The sequence below is a fragment of the Lacrimispora sp. genome (assembly GCF_046972725.1).
Classification (GTDB): Bacteria; Bacillota; Clostridia; order Lachnospirales; family Lachnospiraceae; genus Lacrimispora.
Genome location: NZ_JBKVXF010000003.1, coordinates 17,883 through 38,566, shown reverse-complemented (window position 1 = coordinate 38,566; position 20,684 = coordinate 17,883). Strand labels below are relative to the sequence as shown.

Annotated in this window: 21 protein-coding genes and 1 riboswitch; all 21 genes read right to left on the bottom strand. The window is 47.0% G+C overall.

The features are described 5' to 3' along the window. Positions 1 to 96: 96 nt before the first annotated feature. Entirely contained in the window at positions 97 to 1,284 is a 1,188-nt protein-coding gene (metK, locus tag ACLTWA_RS12615) for a methionine adenosyltransferase (RefSeq protein WP_412328184.1), read from the bottom strand. Positions 1,285 to 1,371: 87 nt separating this feature from the next. After that, positions 1,372 to 1,498, bottom strand: a riboswitch (SAM riboswitch). 103 nt (positions 1,499 to 1,601) lie between these two features. Continuing rightward, complete coding sequence (locus tag ACLTWA_RS12610; protein WP_412328183.1) at positions 1,602 to 2,534, bottom strand: sugar phosphate nucleotidyltransferase; 933 nt, start codon at positions 2,532 to 2,534, stop codon at positions 1,602 to 1,604. A 146-nt stretch (positions 2,535 to 2,680) separates the two neighbouring features. Beyond that, positions 2,681 to 3,973 (bottom strand): UDP-N-acetylglucosamine 1-carboxyvinyltransferase, encoded by a 1,293-nt coding sequence (locus ACLTWA_RS12605; protein ID WP_412328182.1) that lies wholly within the window; start codon positions 3,971 to 3,973, stop codon positions 2,681 to 2,683. Positions 3,974 to 4,081: 108 nt separating this feature from the next. Then, positions 4,082 to 6,559, bottom strand: a complete 2,478-nt coding sequence (locus ACLTWA_RS12600; RefSeq protein ID WP_412328180.1) for a hypothetical protein — start codon at positions 6,557 to 6,559, stop codon at positions 4,082 to 4,084. Positions 6,560 to 6,742: 183 nt separating this feature from the next. Then, positions 6,743 to 7,483 carry a hypothetical protein gene (locus ACLTWA_RS12595; protein WP_412328178.1) on the bottom strand — a complete coding sequence of 247 codons (741 nt, stop codon included), beginning with the start codon at positions 7,481 to 7,483 and terminating at the stop codon, positions 6,743 to 6,745. Positions 7,484 to 7,632: 149 nt separating this feature from the next. Beyond that, on the bottom strand, positions 7,633 to 8,565 hold the full coding sequence (locus ACLTWA_RS12590) for a nucleotidyltransferase family protein (RefSeq protein ID WP_412328177.1): 933 nt from the start codon (positions 8,563 to 8,565) through the stop codon (positions 7,633 to 7,635). A 103-nt stretch (positions 8,566 to 8,668) separates the two neighbouring features. Then, complete coding sequence (locus tag ACLTWA_RS12585) at positions 8,669 to 9,058, bottom strand: ATP synthase subunit I (protein WP_412328176.1); 390 nt, start codon at positions 9,056 to 9,058, stop codon at positions 8,669 to 8,671. Positions 9,059 to 9,301: 243 nt separating this feature from the next. Further along, positions 9,302 to 9,586, bottom strand: a complete 285-nt coding sequence (gene eutM, locus ACLTWA_RS12580; protein ID WP_412328175.1) for an ethanolamine utilization microcompartment protein EutM — start codon at positions 9,584 to 9,586, stop codon at positions 9,302 to 9,304. A 42-nt stretch (positions 9,587 to 9,628) separates the two neighbouring features. Continuing rightward, positions 9,629 to 10,264, bottom strand: a complete 636-nt coding sequence (locus tag ACLTWA_RS12575; RefSeq protein ID WP_412328174.1) for a phosphate propanoyltransferase — start codon at positions 10,262 to 10,264, stop codon at positions 9,629 to 9,631. A 25-nt stretch (positions 10,265 to 10,289) separates the two neighbouring features. After that, entirely contained in the window at positions 10,290 to 11,837 is a 1,548-nt protein-coding gene (locus tag ACLTWA_RS12570) for an acetaldehyde dehydrogenase (acetylating) (RefSeq protein ID WP_412328173.1), read from the bottom strand. 26 nt (positions 11,838 to 11,863) lie between these two features. Continuing rightward, positions 11,864 to 12,445 (bottom strand): BMC domain-containing protein, encoded by a 582-nt coding sequence (locus ACLTWA_RS12565; RefSeq protein WP_412328171.1) that lies wholly within the window; start codon positions 12,443 to 12,445, stop codon positions 11,864 to 11,866. 11 nt (positions 12,446 to 12,456) lie between these two features. Continuing rightward, positions 12,457 to 13,086, bottom strand: coding sequence for a cupin domain-containing protein (locus tag ACLTWA_RS12560; RefSeq protein WP_412328169.1), 630 nt, complete (start codon positions 13,084 to 13,086; stop codon positions 12,457 to 12,459). 15 nt (positions 13,087 to 13,101) lie between these two features. Further along, positions 13,102 to 13,365, bottom strand: coding sequence for a EutN/CcmL family microcompartment protein (locus ACLTWA_RS12555; RefSeq protein ID WP_412328167.1), 264 nt, complete (start codon positions 13,363 to 13,365; stop codon positions 13,102 to 13,104). Then, positions 13,359 to 13,664: a BMC domain-containing protein gene (locus ACLTWA_RS12550; protein WP_412328166.1), complete on the bottom strand. Its 306-nt coding sequence runs from the start codon at positions 13,662 to 13,664 to the stop codon at positions 13,359 to 13,361. The genes ACLTWA_RS12555 and ACLTWA_RS12550 overlap by 7 nt, the downstream gene beginning before the upstream one ends. A 15-nt stretch (positions 13,665 to 13,679) precedes the next feature. Further along, the gene (gene eutJ, locus ACLTWA_RS12545) at positions 13,680 to 14,525 is read right to left on the bottom strand and encodes an ethanolamine utilization protein EutJ (protein ID WP_412328164.1); all 846 of its coding nucleotides are present in this window, start codon (positions 14,523 to 14,525) and stop codon (positions 13,680 to 13,682) included. Then, a complete protein-coding gene (locus ACLTWA_RS12540) occupies positions 14,510 to 15,121 on the bottom strand; it encodes a hypothetical protein (RefSeq protein WP_412328162.1) in 612 nt (203 codons plus the stop codon). The genes eutJ and ACLTWA_RS12540 overlap by 16 nt, the downstream gene beginning before the upstream one ends. Further along, positions 15,118 to 16,257 (bottom strand): iron-containing alcohol dehydrogenase, encoded by a 1,140-nt coding sequence (locus ACLTWA_RS12535; protein WP_412328160.1) that lies wholly within the window; start codon positions 16,255 to 16,257, stop codon positions 15,118 to 15,120. The genes ACLTWA_RS12540 and ACLTWA_RS12535 overlap by 4 nt, the downstream gene beginning before the upstream one ends. Before the next feature lie 71 nt (positions 16,258 to 16,328). Next, on the bottom strand, positions 16,329 to 16,766 hold the full coding sequence (locus ACLTWA_RS12530; RefSeq protein WP_412328159.1) for a EutP/PduV family microcompartment system protein: 438 nt from the start codon (positions 16,764 to 16,766) through the stop codon (positions 16,329 to 16,331). Then, complete coding sequence (locus ACLTWA_RS12525) at positions 16,763 to 17,095, bottom strand: BMC domain-containing protein (RefSeq protein ID WP_412328532.1); 333 nt, start codon at positions 17,093 to 17,095, stop codon at positions 16,763 to 16,765. The genes ACLTWA_RS12530 and ACLTWA_RS12525 overlap by 4 nt, the downstream gene beginning before the upstream one ends. Positions 17,096 to 17,158: 63 nt before the next feature. After that, positions 17,159 to 18,112 carry a choline TMA-lyase-activating enzyme gene (cutD, locus tag ACLTWA_RS12520; protein WP_412328158.1) on the bottom strand — a complete coding sequence of 318 codons (954 nt, stop codon included), beginning with the start codon at positions 18,110 to 18,112 and terminating at the stop codon, positions 17,159 to 17,161. 23 nt (positions 18,113 to 18,135) lie between these two features. Continuing rightward, a complete protein-coding gene (gene cutC, locus ACLTWA_RS12515) occupies positions 18,136 to 20,682 on the bottom strand; it encodes a choline trimethylamine-lyase (protein WP_412328156.1) in 2,547 nt (848 codons plus the stop codon). Positions 20,683 to 20,684: the final 2 nt, after the last annotated feature.

Sequence of the window (20,684 nt, the reverse complement as noted above, 5' to 3'; positions counted from 1 at the left end):
CAGGAGAATTTATAAAACAATTCTAAAATTTAAAAAGCTGCTGCAAATGGAAAAAGTTCCATTTTGCAGCAGCCTCTTATGATGCTACGACTGATTTTATAAATATTTCTTTAAAAGCTCTGTCTTATCAAGCTTTTCCCAGGGCAGATCCAGATCATTTCTTCCGAAATGTCCGTAAGCAGCCGTCTGTTTGTAGATGGGACGGCGTAAATCCAGCATCTTGATGATTCCTGCAGGACGCAGATCAAAGTTTTCACGAATGATCTCCACCAGCTTTTCGTTGCTTAACTTACCGGTACCGAAGGTATCCACCATAACAGAAGTGGGATGAGCAACACCGATGGCATAGGAAAGCTGGATCTCGCACTTGTCAGCCAGACCTGCCGCTACGATGTTCTTAGCCACGTAACGGGCTGCATAAGCCGCTGAACGGTCAACCTTTGTGCAGTCCTTTCCCGAGAAAGCACCGCCGCCGTGACGGGCATAGCCGCCGTAGGTATCAACGATGATCTTACGTCCAGTCAATCCGCTGTCACCCTGAGGTCCGCCGATTACAAAACGTCCGGTTGGGTTTATAAAGAATTTTGTATTTTTGTCTACCAGCTCTACTGGCAGAATTTCATCAAAAACATATTTTTTAATATCCTTGTGGATCTGTTCCTGACTTACGTCTTCATCATGCTGAGTGGATAAAACAACTGCATCAAGACGAATCGGCTTTCCGTCCTCGTTATATTCCACTGTAACCTGAGTCTTACCGTCCGGACGAAGGTACTTCAAGGTTCCGTTCTTACGGACCGTTGTAAGCTGACGGGCCAGCTTGTGAGCCAGTGCGATAGGATATGGCATATATTCTTCGGTCTCATTGCTTGCAAAACCGAACATCATTCCCTGATCTCCTGCACCGATGGCATCGATCTCCTCGTCAGACATTTTATTTTCTTTTGCTTCCAGCGCACGGTCAACACCTAATGCGATATCCTTGGACTGCTCGTCAAGGACTACCATAACGCCGCAGGTCTCGCTGTCAAATCCGCTTTTTGCACTGTCATAACCAATTTCCTTTACGGTCTGGCGTACAATCTTCTGAATATCCACATAGGCGTGGGTCGTGATCTCTCCCATAACCATGACAATTCCTGTGGTCGTACAGGTCTCACATGCCACACGGCTCATGGGATCCTGCTTTAACAGTTCGTCAAGAATGGCGTCTGAAATCTGGTCGCACATTTTATCCGGATGTCCTTCTGTTACAGACTCAGATGTAAATAATAATTTTTCCATGTTGTAATTCCTCCTTTTTTTACATGGGGGAATAACAAAAAGAAAAGTCCGCAGCAACGCGGACTTGATTCAACACTGTATCAAATCCTCTTATTGCTCGATTACTCGCTCAGGTTAGCACCTTCCAGTCTCATCTGACAGCGGGACGCCATCATATGACAGGGGTTGCCGTGACTTCATAGATCCTCTGTATCTCCATCACTCTGAATAAGGGATATTACGTACTTTTCATTTGTTATTCAATTGTAAGGTACTTGAATTGCACCTATATTCTAACCCATTCAGAAGCGGCTGTCAAGTATCTTTCCAATGCAAAACTACCGTTCTCCCCACAAGGTCTCCGGATAAAGACCGGACCGTTTCAACGCTTTGACCGCTTCCACTACGGCAGCTTTATCTTCCTTATAGGTAACTCCGTACCACCGGTCCGGACTCTTTAAAACAGTGACCTCCGCCTTTCCTTCTTTCAGCAGTTCATCCACCACAAACGGAAGGAAATATTCGCATTTCAAAGGATTTTTTTGTACTTCATTCTCCAAAAATGCCGTAAAACGGCTGGAAAGCTCCCTTAAGATGCTGCCGGTAAAGCCCCATAGGTTCATGGAAACAATGGTTTCCTTTCCAAGTTCTGTCCAGCTTTTTCCATCATCCTCCGTATATTCAGCGGTTTCTCCATGCTTTTCGATTCTGGTGCGCTCGTGAATATCCAACAGTCTGCCGTTTTTATCCATGGTACATATCCCTCTGGCTACGTGTCCATGTTCCGTCAGAGTATTGTAAAGCTCATATCCAATCATGGCATAATGATAAATATCATCATCTTCAGCCTTTGCCAGCCGGTTATATATGGTTTCAAAGGCAGCTCTTCCGTAGTAGTCATCCGCATTGATTACCGCAAAGGGTCCGTCGATCACGTCCTTGCAGCAAAGAACCGCATGACCAGTTCCCCAAGGCTTTATACGTCCTTTTGGCACTTCATAGCCCTCAGGAATCTTCGTAAGCTCCTGGTATACATACTCGACCTTTACATAAGCCGCCAGTCTGTCTCCGATGTTTTCCCTAAACTCTTTCTCAATGTCTTTCTTAATGATAAAAATAACCTTTTCAAATCCGGCTTTCACCGCATCATAGATTGAAAAATCAATGATCTTATTTCCATAGGCATCCACAGGATCGATCTGCTTCAATCCTCCGTAACGGCTTCCCATACCTGCTGCCATGATCACCAGAACCGGTTTTTTATTCCTCATTGTTACCTCCGCTCATTTACCGCCTGACACGCCTGTATACCGGCCTGTGGCAGCTCTCTTCTACAACAGCCATTTTAGCACGGAACAGGCTGTGCTGTCCATAGAGTGGCTGGGGCAAAACATGAAAAAGGCGGGAAAACTCCCGCCTAACCTACTTTTAATTTAAATTTTTTCGCTTCCTTTTCAGAATCCACTTTCTCAATCATGGCTCCAAGGCCCTGAAGCTTTTCTTCAAAGCATTCATAACCTCTTTGAATATAACCGATCTCATCCACTACGGTATATCCATCGGCTGCCAGTCCTGCAATCACCAGAGCTGCACCTGCACGAAGGTCAGGAGCATTGACATATGCACCGGTAAAGGAGTTTACTCCATCGATAACAGCTACATTGCCTTCTACCTTAACGTTGGCTCCCATGCGGGAAAGCTCATCCACATAGCGGAAGCGGTTCTCGAAAATACTCTCCGTTACCACACTGGTGCCACTGGCCAAGGCCAGTGTAACTGCAATCTGAGGCTGCATATCCGTAGGGAATCCCGGATAGGGAAGTGTCTTGATATCCGTGTGCTTCTGATTGCTCTTTCCAACCACACGTACCGCATCATCAAATTCCACCACTTCACAGCCCATCTCCAGAAGCTTTGCAGTAATTGCCTCCAAATGCTTGGGAATAACATTCTTTACCATTACATCTCCGCGGGTAATGGCTGCGGCACACATGAAGGTACCAGCCTCGATCTGATCAGGAATGATGGAATATTCCGTTCCGTGAAGTTTCCTTACGCCGCGGATTTTGATGGTATCCGTACCGGCGCCTTTGATGTTGGCTCCCATGCTGTTCAAAAAGTTGGCTACATCCACCACATGAGGCTCCTTGGCCACATTCTCAAGGATAGTCTGTCCCTCTGCAAGGGTCGCTGCCATCATCACGTTAATGGTCGCTCCAACACTTACCACGTCGAGATAGATATGGCTTGCAACCAGATCAATGGCATGAGCAATGACTGCACCGCGCTCAATCTTAACTTCTGCACCAAGAGCACGGAACCCTTTTAAATGCTGGTCAATAGGTCTGCTCCCGATGTTACAGCCTCCCGGAAGAGGGACCTGGGCACTTTTATATTTGCCGAGCATGGCTCCGATAAAGTAATAGGATGCCCTGATCTTACGGATATACTCATCATCCACGGAAACCTCCCGAATGGTTCCTCCATTGATCCGGACCGTATGTCTGTCGATCCGTTCAACCTTTGCTCCGATCTCCTCGATTGCCTCCAGTAAAACATTTATATCCCGGACATCGGGTAAATTATCGATAAGAACATCGTCATCTGTCATGATAGCTGCTGCCAGAATTCCCAAAGCGGCATTCTTTGCGCCCCCGATAGTCACTTCACCGGCCAGGGGATTTCCGCCCTTCATAATATACTGCTCCATTTCACACCTCTGATTGTCATGTTATCTATTAAATAATTCTTACATTTCTTTCATTAACCTTTAATGATTATAACATATCTTGCGGATTTGTAAAGAGAACAGACCTTCTTATTCCGTGAATAACCCGCAGACAAAGTCATTCCCCTGTCCCGTGAAGTAAGCAGAAGCATCATTGATGCCCATTTTCTGGCTGTCTCCGGTTTCCGGATTGAACAGCGTGACATTATACTGGTCATACCCGGAAACGAGAAGGTAGCCTCCCTCTCCGGTATAGGCTGCCACCGGACAGCCCTTTCCTACGAAATACAGGATCTGGTTTAAGTTACAGCCTCTGGCATCAATCATCAATACCCCCTCCCGGACCGTTCTTGTTCCATGAAAGTCAGCCAGATTGCGCAAAAAGACAGCTCCTGTTTTTAACGGATCCTTTATATTGCGGATAGGCGGCCGGTTTACCCGGGTCCATAGAATCTCCTGATTCTGGTCGGTTACGACTCCCATTTTGTCATAGGCGAGGGCAAGGGCATCGGTAAAATCCCTTCTGCTTCCGAGAAAACGTCCGCCGCCATAAGCATAATACCGGTTCTCCCGGGGCTTTTGATTGCCCTTTAGCTCTACCACCTCTGTGGCTTCATAGGCAACTTTTTTCGGAACCGTAATCTTTACCTCTTTGCTTTCCGTCTCTTTGTCCAGCTGGACATAATAAAGCTTTTTCCGGTCGTCGGAAGCATAAGAGCCCACCCCGGCAAGCTCTGCGTCGGAAAGCTCCTGGTTGCAGACAATGGTGTCCCGTCTGGACACTGCATAGGACTTATCCCCGCTCTTAATAGTCTGGGTCAAGTGAATGCGGCTGTCGTCAACGGAAACGTCTGAGATATAAACATTCTCCTGTTCATATTCCTTAACGATGGTACCCCTCTGATCCATGATCTCGATACGGTGCATAGGCACATCCATGATTCTTCCGTTCTGCACCCACACATCGTTATCACCGGCGATGCCGTAGATAAAGTCATCCCCTACAAATCCCAGGGGCCTGTATAAATCCTTTTCCCCGCCGCCGATCTCTCTTTTTATTCCCGTATCCAGATCCATAAGATGGATGGCACTGGCCCCATAGGCGTCACTGCCTTCATGCCATGCAAAATGGCGTTCCGTGCCGCTGACCGCATAACCGCCCTCCATCAGGGAATCTGCAAGGACCATATATTCATTGCTGTTTAAATCAATGCCGTATACCGACCGGTCAGCCATCAGATAAAGCATCCCATTGGTTCCCAGGTGAGCGAGCTGTTCCACATCTTCCTTTAACATTTCAAAGGACAAGGTGACCGGGGTAAAAAAATGTTCCTTGATCGCATTATCCTGACTGCTGTACTCATACATGGCAATTCCCATGGTTCCCTCATGAATTCCACGGTTCATATACCCGTATACCAGAAAATCCACGTCTCCGTTGTCGCTGACCGAAAGGATTTTAATGTCATGCTGGTCATAGCCGCTTCGCAGTCCGTCATCAACTTTGCTCCGGAAGGAAAATACCTTTACGCCATGCTTCCCTTTCTGGTCAAAGGTCCATAGATCCCTGTTGATCACATAGGCCACCTGGCTGCCGGACGGGCTTTTTGCTGTACGGATCTCATCCGGATTGGTAATTCCAAGCAGAATCCTTTTTCCGGAAAACAAATCCTTTTGTCCTGAGAATATCTGGTTGGTATCCCGCTCAAAATCCATTAAATAAATTCTTCTGCTGTCCCATTTCATGGTGAAATTTTCTTCCACCTCATAAAGCTCCTTTGTATCCCCTTCCCCTCCGCGGGACACCTGGTACTCCAGCTGAACACTGCACATGATTCCATTTAAATCCTTAAGGGTGACCCTGATATCTCCAACAGGAGTAACCGGAAGCCCGCCCCAGGTCAACTGGGAAAAACTTGACCGGATGGTAACATGACTAAGAGAACTGTTATCCTCGGTATCACTGGTTTCCAGATAGGTGGTAAGCTCCTTTGCCTGATCGTAATCAAAGGTCTTATTGGTGAAATCCACGGCAAAATCAATCATTTCTTTTGCGTTGGTGCTGTCCGTCCACATAATTCTTGTATAATAAAAAAGCTGCCCCTTATCTGAGGTGTCCAAAGTAAGCACCAGCAGATATTCTTCATCCTTTTTCAAAAGATTCTGGATGGGAAGTGTGGCGGTGATTCTGTTTTCTTCCTGATTCCACTGATCAATGGTTGTCCGTTCCACCAGGCGCTCCATGTCAAGACTGCGGACTTCATAGCTGATACCATTGATGCTGCCGTTGTAATCCCCAATCTCAATATTCATGGAACGGTCAGCAGGAAGGAGTGTCAACGCTTCTCTTGCTACAGTCTGCTTCATATCCTGGGTATAGCCGTGGAGCAGGTTCATCCTGCGCCCGAACATTTCCGTAGACACAACCGGCAGGGAAGCCTCATCCATGGAGGTATACACCATGACCTCTTTTTTTTCTGTACTTTTCTGGTTCCACATAAAATAAACTGCGATTGCTGCAACAAAAACCGCAGATAAAATTCCAATTTTCTTCAATAATCGACTCATATCAGACTTCCTTTATTTTTCCATTCTATCTTCTTATTGTATACAATTATGGACAAAACTACAATGAAAACTTTCTTAAACATTCGTTAATCCAGGGGGATAAAAGGTCAGTCCTTTCTTTGAAAAAAATGGAGCCGCGGCTCTATAGGCAATCAATTCCCACAGAGCAGCGGCTCTATTTTTTTATCTGCAGCGTCCCGAACCACATCTGCGGCGGTGCATTTCATTTAGCAGAAGTACGGAGATTATGTCATTTAACCAGCCTTTGTTATTCGGCGGCCTTTTGCCTGGTGGCCCCCATGGTTTATTGGGTCCCCAGGGCCGGTTAGGTCCCCACGGGCGGTTGGGTCCCCACGGTTTATTAGGTCCTGGCGGCGGGCCCCACGGCGGACCCCATGGCTGATTGGGTCCCCACGGGCGGTTGGGTCCTGGCGGCGGCCCCCACGGAGGACCCCACGGCTGGTTGGGCCCCCACGGTTTATTAGGTCCCCATGAAGATTTATTCTGCTTTGTAATCAGATTTCCGTCTTCCGTCACCTCTTCATCCCATTCTGCGCTCTCCGCTTCTTCACTGCCTGTATCATAGGTTCCGCTGCCGCTTATTCCTGTGATATCATCCTCCGTGATGATTCCTTCACTTTGAATCTGGCTGCATATGGAATCGCAGATCTGATTGATCAGGATACGGTCCGGATATTCATCGTACATAGGACTGTTCTTATAATCCAGATGATCACATGCAGAAATCACATATTCCTGCAGGCGTTTCATATGTCCAGGGTACATCCCCTGCAAATATTCCAAATCCTGAACCATAAAATTTTTCTCCAGGGGATTTCCTGACTGGCTCCTGTCGCCGTACAGCATATACGGCTCCTTCTGCCCCAGGTCATTGCCATAAGTATAATCCGGGTTATTTGGCACGTCTGTTTTCACTCCCTGCTATAAACTTATACAACACTATAGTATGCGTTCTCAGGTGTATAGGTGCAGATTTGACAGACACCGGCTGAGACAAAAAGAAAGGACATTCCTCTGATATCCGCAGAATCAGAAAAATATCCTATCCTAAATCAATGGTCTCCGTCAAATAGCGGAGTCTTATAAACACCTTCTGAAATCAGTTTTTGAATTGCAGCAGCAACTGCCGGCTTATCCTCTTTATAGGTTACTCCAAACCACTTATCCTTTGTCTCAAGGACTCTGACCCTTGCCTGGCCTGACTGTACCAGCCTGTCAATGATTTTGGGAAGAAGATATTCCGATTTCATATCTCCGGGCTTCAAGGTTTTTAAAAACTCCGGAAATCCTTTTTCCAGTTCCATCAAAAATTCCGGCGACAGCCCCCACATGTTCATGGAAACATTCTGTGCTAACGGCACTGTAACCGGCTCTCCGGCTTCGTTACGTCCCTCAGCCTCACCGGCATGTCTTTTGATCTCGTATGTCTCGGTCACTTCTTTCAGGATTCCGTTTTCATCAACCTGACATACCCCTCTGGTCACTCCGCCGTTCTCGCTTAAGGTATTGCCCAGAATAAATCCTCCCATGCAGATATCATAAGGCTTTGCAGCGCCGTCCATCTCATGGACCAGATACTCATGAATCTTGACAAAGCCCTCTTTCCCGTAGTAATCGTCTGCATTGATTACCACAAAAGGCTCTCCTATCACATCCCTGGCACATAAAATGGCCTGACCGGTTCCCCATGGCTTTGTTCTGCCTTCCGGCTTGCAAAACCCGTCCGGCAGATCATCAAGCTCCTGGTATGCGTATGCTACCGGTGCAATTTTCTCAATCCTTTTCCCAATGATTTCTTTAAAGTCTTCTTCCAGATCCTTTCGGATAATAAACACGATCTTGTTAAATCCGGCTTCCAGCGCATCATGGATGGAATAGTCCATGATGATCTCTCCACTTGGTCCTACTGGCTCCAGCTGCTTAATCCCGCCGCCGAACCGGCTTCCGATACCGGCTGCCATAATGACTAATGACGTTTCTTTCATGAATATTTACTCCCTATTTAGTTTTATCTGTTCTATAGTATATCATAAAAAATTACATTCTTCTACCGTCAATGGCCAATCCTTAGAATCTGGTAAGAAAAATCTACTTCTTTTTAAAGATATGGTGGATCACCGGCTGTAAAAATGTGCCTGCTTTCACACCGAAGATACCAATAATCAATGCAACCGGGTGGAACCAGCCGGAGTACTTTTTTACTATTACTGCAACCACCGCAAGAAGGATCAGATAGCGGGTCATGGAGCTTGTTATGCTGAAAACCGCTGCAAACTTCTGGTTCCCTGCTTTTATACAAAGCTTAAGAACTGCTGCCATGGATAAAAACATTGCCAGTGACAGACCCATCCCCAACAGTAATCCTGCAAAAACAGAAGGTCTGGGAGAAACAAACCATGCGGCCAGCATGGCTGCTCCTGCGAAAACCCCGATTCCAGCCACAATCTCAAGCGTCAGTTTTTTATCTTCATTTATCATTCGGTCCCTCCTGTTTTCTACTCATCACTGGGAATGCCTGATTCCGTCCCAGTGGCAGTTCTTGATTCTGTCACTTATATTATACCTGATAATCTTCCTTTGTCCATGATTAATCAAACGGATATATTGTGGTTTTATACACTAAAAAAAGAAAATCCAGCTTACAGGACGAACGTTCCTATACGAAAAAAAGCCTGGTTTCTTCCCCTAAAAAGGAAAAAACCAGACTTTTTTTTAATCAGATTATAATTCTTTTACTGCAGGAAGAATTGTTTCAACTTCTGCATGGGGACGAGGAATCACATGTACGGAAACCAGTTCGCCTACCCGCTGTGCTGCTGCTGCACCTGCGTCTGTTGCTGCCTTAACTGCACCCACATCGCCTCTTACCATAACGGTCACAAGACCGCCGCCTACGAATTCCTTACCGATCAAGGTTACGTTTGCTGCCTTTACCATAGCATCTGCTGCTTCGATGGATCCAATTAAACCTTTTGTTTCGATCATTCCTAATGCATCGTATTTCATATTTTTAATCCTCCTGATTATATAATAATTTTATTGATTCACTTATTTAACAATAGTAACACTTGCCGATCCGCCAAGCCCCATGGCATTGGCTTCCTCTGTATCTAAATGGCATTCCAGGCTGGAAGTATCGGTTACCCGAATGGCAACATGATCAAAGGTGCCTCCGCGGATTCCTTCTGTCCTTATGCTTACAGTCTGTCCGTCATGAACGCGGAATTTCAGCGCATCCGACGGGCTCATATGAATGTGTCTCTGGGCAATGATGAGGCCCTCTTTTGTCTCTACGGAGCCTTTTGGTCCTACCAGAGTGATTCCCGGCGTTCCGGCTAAATCGCCGGACATCTTAGGCTCTGCTTTTTTACCAAGCTTAAAGCTGTCTGCTGCCAGAATCTCAACCTGAGTCTGCTTTCTGACCGGTCCCAGAATACGGACCTTTTCAATGGCTCCCTTTGGGCCGCACACGGTCACTGTTTCCTTGCAGGCATACTGTCCAGGCTGGGATAACTCTTTCATATTGGTAAGTTCATAACCCTTGCCAAAAAGAGAATCCAGATCTTCCTGAGACAAATGCACGTGGCGGTTGGAAACACCTACTGGTATTTTGGACTCACCGTTACCGGAGCCTGATTTTACGGCTTCCATCAAAAGCTGGATTACTGCTTCATATTTATCCATGTCTGTTTCCTTTCCCAGTTGTGAATTACTGACTTTTCATAGCCAGCACGATTTCTTTTACAAGAGCTGCCAGCTTCTCGTTGTCATCACAGCCGGTCTGGCCAAAGGATACCGGGGCAGTTTCCTTTTTCTCAAAGGAAGCAACAAAATCAGCCGGGCTGCATGCAGCTTTTGCACCGTTATCCTTCCATGTAAAGGTAGGGTCGTCATCTACGATGGTTGCGCAATCCTTTAAGCCAAATGCAACGGTCTTAATATTGATTAAGTGCTTTGGACTTACATTCTCGGAAACAGAGCTTCCGCCGCAGGTTCCGCAGCCTAATGTGAAGGCGATTGGAAGACCTGTGCTGATTCCTGTTCCGCCCTGGCTTCCGCCTGTGTTTACAAGAATTCTGGACGCAGGTTTTGCAGCAAACTTAAGTACCTTATCACGATCCTGGGTATGGATGCTCATGGTATGTCCGATTCCGTTCTGTAACAGACGAATGCTGAGTCCGCAGGCTTCTTCCCAATCCTTCACGGTGTAGAACCCAAGTACGGTTGTCAGTTTCTCGTAGGATAAAGGATAGCCTTCACCAACGCCTTCCTGTCTGCCGATCAAAACCCTGGTTCCTTCCGGAATCTGGATTCCTGCTGCTGCTGCAATCACCTGCGGAGAACGTCCCACAAATTTTGCATTCATGCTATGGCCGTTCTTAAATAACAGCTTGCATACTTTGTCAGTCTCTTCTTTTGACATGAAGTAACCGCCCTGGCTCTTTAACTCGGAAACCACTTCTGCTTCATTGCATTCCTCGCAGATAATGGACTGCTCCGATGCACAGATAGTACCGTAATCAAAGGTCTTGCTGGCTAAAATAGTCTTTACCGCTTCTTTTACATTGGCTGTCTTTTCGATGTAGGCCGGAGAGTTTCCTGCACCTACGCCGATGGCCGGTTTTCCTGCACTGTAGGCCGCCTTTACCATACCTGGGCCACCGGTTGCGATGATGATGTTTACTTCCTTTCCCTTCATCAGCTCATTGGTGGAACCCATGGAAGGCATGGATACACAGCCGATGATTCCCTCTGGAGCACCAGCCGCGATTGCAGCATCACGCATCACCTCTGCTGCCTTTAAGGTACACTTTGCAGCAGATGGATGAGGGGAGAATACGATCGAATTTCCTGATTTAATGGCGATCATAGACTTAAAAAACACAGTGGAAGTAGGGTTTGTGGAAGGTACGATCCCCATGATAAGGCCTACCGGCTCCGCTACTTCAATGGTCTTATTTACAGGGTCTTCGGAAAGGATTCCGGTTGTCTTAAGCCCTTTGATCTGCTCATATAAAAGGGTGGAGGCCGCATGATTTTTATATGCCTTATCCATCACCTTACCAAATCCTGTTTCTTCAACTGCCATTTCAGCCAGACAGAGGGAATGCTCTTCTCCTGCCTTTGCCATACTTCTTAAAATTGCATCGATCTGTTCCTCGGAAAATCTGGCAATTGCTTTTGCTGCCGCTTCTCCGCTTCTTGCTAAATCCCTTGCTTCCTGGATGGAACGTAAATCATAATCAAAATTTTCCATGTTCCGGTTCTCCTTTTTTAAAAATCTCAATCATTTTGTCCATAATACTTCCCGAATTCTTCCAGCAGCAGGGTTTTATTTGCCTTGGAAATCTCTCTTCCAGCTATGCTGAATTCCGGATATTCGCGGGCAAGGGTCCTAAGCTCTGTTACCTTCATATCTTCAAGTATCTTCATTGTTTCTTCCGCCCCATTCTGCTTTATCCACACATCGACGGTTTCTCTTTTTATGATATCCACCGTTTCTGTCTCACAGGCAGGCGCTTCTTCTGTCACTGGTACAGATGGCTTTTCCTGGCTTTCCGGTACTGGTCCGTCCTCCGGCTCATCAGGAGTTCCTTCGCCTATGACAGCCGCAAGTTCCTCATGGGGCCTTGGAATAACATGGCGTGTGATAAGGGTGGCTCCAGCAATGCGTTCCACCGCTGCGGCTCCAGCATCTACAGCTGCCTGTACCGCTGCCACATCACCAGTCACCGTTACAGAGATAAGCCCGCCGCCCACTTTGGTTTTTTCCACCAGAGACACATCTGCTGCCTTTAACATGGCATCGGCCGCTTCAATCGCCGCCAACACACCTTTTGTTTCTATAAAGCCAAGTGCCTGCATCCTTTACCTCCTTAAACCAGATCTGCCCAGTTTGCCGGATAAGTTGCGTAGAATACCCTCGCTTTATCCGGGGAACCCCAGATCACCTTAGACCCTGACGGTACGAAAAGAACATCCCCGGCTTTTGCCGTATAGGTCTTTCCGTCAATCGTCACAGTAAGCGTTCCTTCGATGACATAATCGATTTCCTCATATGTCAGCTCCCATTCAAACTCTGAATGGTCGATCACAAGAAATCCTGCACTGATATGGGATTCCTCTTTGCTTACCAGTTCCTGATAGTAAGCCTTTACCGAAGGGTCCCCGGTATCGAAAACATCCATTTTTACAGAACTTCCGCGAACCACCTTTAAACCGTTTCCATGGCTTTCTGACTCATAAGGCTTTAAAATGTCATTTAACATTCCCTTTTCCATCAGTGCCTTCAGCACAATATAAATTTTCTCGCTGTCAATCTCCATGCCTGCAACGGGTGCCGGAGCCTGGGGCTTTTCTTCTGCCTTATGGCAGAATGTGATCCCGTAAGAATCCGCTGCATCCTTTGCAGATGGAGTGATAATGCATCCGCTTTCCATGTAGAATACTTTTTTGCCTTCTGCATGAAGTGTTTCCACATCCTTTGCGCAAATCAACTGCTTCAAATGATCACTTCCCTTCTATATAAATTGGCAATCTTCATCAATGATTCCGATCACGACTGCATCAATGGGAATATCATCGCTTCCCAGCATACGTCTGGCAGAGGAGCCGGTAGAAACGATCACACGGTCTCCGATTCCCGCACTGATAATATCCGCTACGATCATCCGTTCCCCCTCCCGGGAGCCTCCGATGACCTCTGCAAGCATGAATTTATATCCGTTTAAGGATTCGGCCTTTCTGGTTGCCCAAATGTTGTCGATGAGTCTTGCTGCTACCATTCCATCGCCCCCTGCTTCTCTTTTTGCCGTATCTCTTGAAGCGCTGCCTCTACCGATGCCGTATCTCCGATTATCGCCAGCATAATCATGTTCTGTGGGCAGCTTCCTCTGATATCCTCCACCGTTACACCAACTGCCTTTTCTGCTACATCAGCGGCACAGACCATCTCAATAATCCTGCCCTGAATGAGTCCTATAGCGTCTGCCGGCCCGATCGGCGTCGAGGTTCCGGAGCCTTTTCTCCGGTTTAAAATATCAAGGGTTCCTTTTGACGGTGATTTAATAATCCGGTATTCCATTTGTCCACTTCCTTTTTATGCCATTTCCTCCTGTGTACAGGAGAATGCGATTCCAAGAGGAGTTACAAACATTGGGTTCGCAGGCTTTCTTGTCCTGATTCCCGTCTGCTTTTCTATGATTCCTTCGATACCGGTCAGACAGCAGGTTCCGCCTACTAAGTAGATTTCATCTACGTCATGACCGATGATGTGGCGGCTGATGATGGAGGCCACTTTTTCTACCACCGGTTTTAACACCGGAAGAAGTTCCTTATGGTTTTCTTCCTTGCGCTTATAAACTTCTGCTTCCGGAAATGACATATTATATGCACCGGAAACTACCAGGGAAAAATGGGTTCCTCCTGTGGGCTCGTCAGCCACATACACCACTTTTCCATCCTTTAAGATGGAAATGCCGGTGGTTCCGCCGCCGATATCCACGACCGCTCCGTTTTCAATCTTTAATACCGCATTTGCTGCCGTCGGTTCATCAAGAAGGGCCGTGATCTCAAATCCTGCCCCCTGCACCACATTCTTAATGGCTCCTCCATCCAGAGCATCGGTGCCTGGAGGAATGGCCGCAGCCGCGTATATAAGCTCCGTATCCAGTTTTTCCTCAAGCTCTGCCTTTAGCTCACGAACGATACGGATGGCGCCGATGTAATCGACCACCATTCCGTCACGGACCACATCCGCATACCGGTAGGCGCCGGCCACAGGCTTGTAGTTTTCGTCAAGCACTGCCAGTACTACACAAGCCGTACCCAGATCGACTCCGGTATAGTACACTGAGGATGTCCCTTTTACAGGATGTTTTACCACTGCTTCAAACTGGCTGACCAGTTCATTGCAGCTATCAAATGTAATTACTTTCTTTGACATGCTTTTCCTCCATATGCCAGACAAATCATCTGTGATAAACGGTTAATGACCGGGTTAAAATTTTCGTCTTCTGCTTCTGCCGCCAGCTCTCTTACGCTGCAGCGGAGACGGTGCAGCAAAACGATCTCTCTTCCTTTTTCCGACTGGGCGTGAAAGCCTGTAATTTCAAAACAGTCAGAGAAAGGTTTGTGAAAATCTTCTTTATCAAATCCGGTACAGGACTCAAAGGCATTTTCTTCATCCGGACTTTCTTTCCCCACGAATGAAAGTCTCCGTTCCAAATCAAATACCTGTTCTGCCAGCAGCACATCCCGCTCCATGAATGAAAGCCCGGCTTCCAGAAATTGTGCCTGAAGGGTTTTTTTCTTCAACAGAAACCGCTGGTCCTTCATCTCCTGCTTCGTTTCTTCTTTTTTTACTTCCGGTTTTACAGTCTTTCGTTTTACCGCCATGGGATCATCAAGAAAGGAAATCTTTTTATCCACCAGAAACTGTCTTGCCCCCGGTGTCAATCTGGTTCCTTCCAAAAGATCATAAGAGGTAAAGGGTTCTTTGCGAAATAAAATCCTTAAATCGTCTTCTGTAATGAATTTCAATAAAAGCCCCCCTTACACAATTTACGGTAAATATCAGCAATATCTTTTGCCGTCGGCACTCTTGGGTTGGTCAATGTGCAGTTATCATGAAGTGCTTTTTCTGCCATTTCCTCTACAGCCTGTAAATATTCGTCCCGATCCACATTTAAATCTGTGATCTGCTGCGGTATCTTAATCTTATTCATCAGATTCCTGATATGACGCACCAGGCCGTGTACCGTGGCTTTTTCTGTTCCTGCTGCGATTCCAAGCATGTTTGCAATCTCCATATAACGGCCGCAGGCTTCGTATTCTCCTGCTTCTTCCAAACCTGCATTATAACTGATGACATGAGGAAGCAAAATCCCATTGCTTCTTCCGTGCGGAATGTGAAATCTTGCTCCCAGAGCATGTGCCATGCTGTGGCAAAGCCCTAAGGACGCTCCGTTAAAGGCAACGCCTGCCAGACAGGATGCATTGTGCATGTGGGTTCTGGCTTCCATGTCGCTTCCTTCGGCTACGGTGCGTGCCAGATAGTTCCAGACCAGTCTGACTGCTTTTTCCGCACAGGCATCGGTGAAATCACCTGCATTGGTTGAAACGTAAGCTTCCAGGGCATGGGTGAGAACATCCATTCCTGTATCCGCTGTAATATGAGGCGGAACCGACACCGTAAAGCGCGGGTCCAAAAATGCTGCATCCGGCACCATACTGTCAGAACGAAGCGGATATTTGGCCTGTGCCTCAGGATCAGAAATAACGGAAAAATTAGTCACTTCGCTTCCCGTACCGCTGGTGGTCGGAACTGCGATCAAATACAGCTTTTCATTTCCCATATGAGTGTAAATGTTGCTTGCCGCCTTTGCCGTATCGATGGCAGATCCGCCGCCAAGAGCGATCACCGCATCTGGTCCAAAGCACTTCATTTTTCCGATGGCCTTAGAAACCACTTCGATGGTCGGATCAGGCACTACCTCGGAAAACACTTCAAAGCTGCTTCCCTTTTCTGTTAAAAGATCTGTAATCATGCTTACCTTTCCTGACTGAGCCATAAAAGGGTCACAGATGATATAGGCCCTTTCTACCGGAAGTTCCTTAATCTTATCAAGACAGGAGGATCCCATATAAACCTTTGTGTTCATTACAAATTGCTCCACGTTACATTTCCCTCCTTTCCTTAAATTTGCCCTGTTTTATCGGGCATACAGGTATACCTTTCGGTGTTTCCTTATATTTCTTTTAAAACCTCCATCAGATCATCAAGGCCAGTCCCATCCCCCAGATTGACATGGTAACAGGGTTCTGACACTCCGGTCTTTTTTAACTGACGGGTACACCAGCCGTCATGATCCGGCCTGTCTCCGCTTCCGGTTATGACTCCGATGACCGGAACCCGGAACGCTTTCGCAAATCCCGGCGGATAGCATTCCCGGCACGAAGACTGGTTTACCAGCATCAGTACATGGGAGGCGTCCTGGGCTGCCCCAATGATATGCTTGTGCATCCATGGACTTTCCAGATAAACCCCCGGAACATCCAGGGTCCTTTTCCCATATACCATGTTCTGGGTCCGCCTCGCAGGGCCGCTGATGCCGTTTATGACATTGGCCAGTGAAGTTTTACCGCTGCCGGCCGGTCCGATGAGCATGATTCTCTTCTTTCTCATGTCTTTGTAACCGGAGGCACCGTATAACCAAGTACGCGTTTTAAGACATCGCATACCGCGGTTAAAGCAGTTTCCACACTATCCACGTCGCCTGCAATGATGACAGACCCGGTAAACCGGTCTAAGAAGCCCACTTCCACATCCGCCGCTTTTGCAGCAATATCTGCTGCAATGATGGCGGTTTCAAAGGGAGACAGTGTAAGAATCCCAATAGCACCAAGCTGGTCTATGCCCAGGCACTCGTATACTTCCCCAATGGGGGACGCAATGACGTGAGCGATGGTCACCTGTTTTCCCGGAACCGATTCCTCTATGACACGCTGCTGCATCTCTACCACGACGTTTTCCCCTTTCTTTGAGTATGTTTGAAACAAGCAGTTTCCAAACACACTCTAGTGTTTTACCACATTAACCGGAAACTGATATTCTTTCATCCATCCTTCGATCCGGTCTAAATCCTCTGCGCTTAAGCTTGGGTCTCCGCTGATGGGGTACTCCATATCCAGCTGGTTGTATTTGTTGACGCCCAGCTTGTGATAAGGAAGTAAATCAATTCCCTTAAAATTCTTATAATCACGGAACGGCATCAAAAATCTGATTACCGCATCAATCTCTTCTTTACTGTCATTGATTCCTTTGAGCATAGGCATACGCACCTTGACATTGTAACGGCGGTGGAGCAGTTCCCTGATATTGGTAAGGATCTGTTCGTTATTGACCCCCACCAGCTCGTTATGTCTCACCGGGTCCATATGCTTTAAGTCAAAGAGAAACAAGTCTACATACTCTGCTATCTTTAATATGGTTTCTGTCTTTGTATAACCGCAGGTCTCAATTGCCGTATTGATTCCCTCCCGCTTACAGGCCATCAAAAGGTTTAAGGCTGCTTCCGGCTGGGACGTCACTTCTCCGCCGCCAAGGGTTACCCCTCCGCCGGAAAGATCATAAAACGCTTCATCCTCTTCCACGATCTTCAGCAGTTCTGAAATGGTTTTCACCTCTCCGGCAATGCTAAGCGCCGCATTGGGGCAGACATTCTTGCATTTCATGCAGCCAATGCAGTCCTTTTCCCGCAAAATTTCATGTTTACCGGTCTCGTTGGATATCACATGGATTCCCACGGGGCATACTTTGGTGCACGCCCCGCAGCTTACACAGGAATTTCTTTTATACATCACCTGGAATTTCCGTTCCAGCCCTTCGGGATTGGCACACCATTTGCACCGGAGCGGACAGCCTTTGAAGAATACCAGGGTTCTGATCCCCGGCCCGTCATACATATTGTACTTCTGCACATTAAAGATTAGCGCCTTACGTTCAATCTCTCCTGTATTTCCGTGGTCCATTGTGATTTATCTCCGTTTCCTGATTAGAAATGTGTCAGCATGGTTCTGCTGATGATTTCATCCTGAACATCTTTACATAACTCGACGAAGAATGCACTGTAGCCTGCAACACGTACGATCAGGTCACGATACTGCTCCGGGTGCTTCTGCGCTTCGATCAGCGTATTGTTATCTAAGTAGTTGAACTGCATCTCACCGTTTCCGAACATGCAGGCGGTACGGAGAAGGGTAATTAAGCTTTCTTCACCTTCCGGTGTGTCAAGAAGTCCGGCCATAATCTTAAAGTTGTGAACCATTCCGATATTCATGGTATCGTTTGCCATCTTGGAAATGGACTTGATGATAGCTGTCGGCCCCTTGTAATCGGCTCCCTGGGTCGGGCTGATACCGTCAGAAAGGGGAAGCCATGCATGACGGCCGTTGGCAGAAGCTCCGGTCAGCTGTCCAAATGGGGTGTTGTTGGAAATAGATAATGTACCATGGCTTAAAACAGAATACAATGTTTTGTATTTTCTGTGCTCACGCTCGGTAAAGTCGATCAAATCGGCTGCGATTAAATCTGCATAATCATCGTCATTCCCGTATTTCGGAGCGTTAAGACAATCGGTACGGATCTGGTCATAACCAACGAAGTCCGCCTTTAATGCTTCATTTAACTGCTCTAAGGTATATTTCTTTTCATCGAATACAAGTTTCTTGATTGCCGCCATGGAATCTGCATATGTAGCAAGACCTGACCATACCACACCAGGTCCGAAGTTGTACATGGCTCCGCCGGAAGATACGTCTCTGGCTTTTTCCATGCAGCCTTCATACATGATGGACATCAGCGGCTTTGGAGCAAGCTCTCTATGAACCCGCTGGGAGATTACAGTTGCTACGTCGGTCCATTTTGTGATGAACTTGATTTCTTCTTTTACCGCTTCTTCAAATTCTTCATAAGTCTTGAACCTGCTCAAATCACCCATATCCGGGCATACCTGCTTGCCATACCATAAGGGAACCCCGTGGTTTAATGCAAGTTCAATACAGATCGGCCACTGGGTATAGGCCGTTGAAGTCCACTGATACAGACGGCCGGACTTCTGAGGCTCTACACAGCCCATAAGACAGTAATCACGGGCATCTTCGATGGAAACGCCCTTTGCAAGCATCATCTTGATGTGGGCATCGTCAAAATGGCAGGCAGGGAAGCCCATACCGGAACGAACCACATCTACGATCTTCTTCATGTACTTCTTCGGGGACTTGTTGTGGATACGGCATGCCAGGGATGGCTGGTAAATCTTTACGTGACGGACAGCATCCATTAAAAGATAGGTCAATTCATTGGTCGCGTCATGTCCGCTTCTAGTTACACCGCCGACACACATATTCACGAACGGCTGGTATCCTGCAAAGAATTTGGAACCGCCTTCGCTGGTGATCCACATCATCTCAGACATCTTGATGAGCATACAGCCTGCAAGCTCAAATGCCTGGAAGTCATTCATACGGCCGGATTCGATATCTGCTTTGTAAAAGGGGTACATATACTGGTCAACACGTCCGATGGACATACCGGTCTGGTTCTCTTCCACTACAAGAAGGGATTCGATGGTCCATACGGCCTGGATGGCTTCCCAGAAAGTTCTTGGCTTGTGAGCCGGAACGTGTGCGTTCACTTCCGCGATCTTATAAAGCTCTTCCTTACGCCTTGGATTGGTTTCCTTATCAGCAAGTTCTTTTGCGTAATCGGAAAGTCTCTTGGCGTAGATCATAACACCTTCAGTTGTATCAATGATCGATTTATAGAAGTAAATCTTTTCGATATCATCCGGATTCTCATAATCCAGTTCCTTTAAATGGTCCTTTGCTTCCTGCTGGATATCAAGCATACCTTTTTTCATAAGGATCACATCGTAACCCGGATTGGAATCTCCGCCGCCGTTGATGGCATGGTAGGAACAGTCCGATACGAACGATTCTCCTGACAATTCCCATACGCCTGCTTCCCGGTACTGATTTTCACAATACTCATCCACAGATTTGCCTTCCCAGAATGGAAAAAGCTCTTCTTTCATGATTTTCTTGTCTTCTTCGGAAATATAAAACGGGTCCTGTGGACGTGTTCCGATGGTGTCGATTTCATCAACCATCCATCTCCAGGCAATATCCGGGGAGAATGCACCTGCACGGGGAGCGCCGCAGGGAGCGCCTACGATCAGCTCGTTGTCCTGAATCACAAGGGGAGCCGTCTCGCAGCAGTAGCGGAAGCATTTTGCACGAAGCATGATCTTTGGCATACCAGGGTTCTCTTTGGCGATCTTAGTGATTGCACGGGCACGGTATGTTGTGATCGATGGCTTGTGGGTCAGGTAATTGTCTTTTAATCTCTTAAGTCTTGGCGTGATATCTTCTGGTATCTCAGTACCTTCCTCAAAGCTCACACCAGAAGTCTGGGGAGCAGATTCTTTTTTATTGATTTCGTCCGAAACGGTTTCAAACATCTTCATCAGGGAAGCTCTTTCTTCTGGTGACATGTTCTTCGTAGCTTCTACAAATTTATTAGTAAATTCACGAATATCCAATA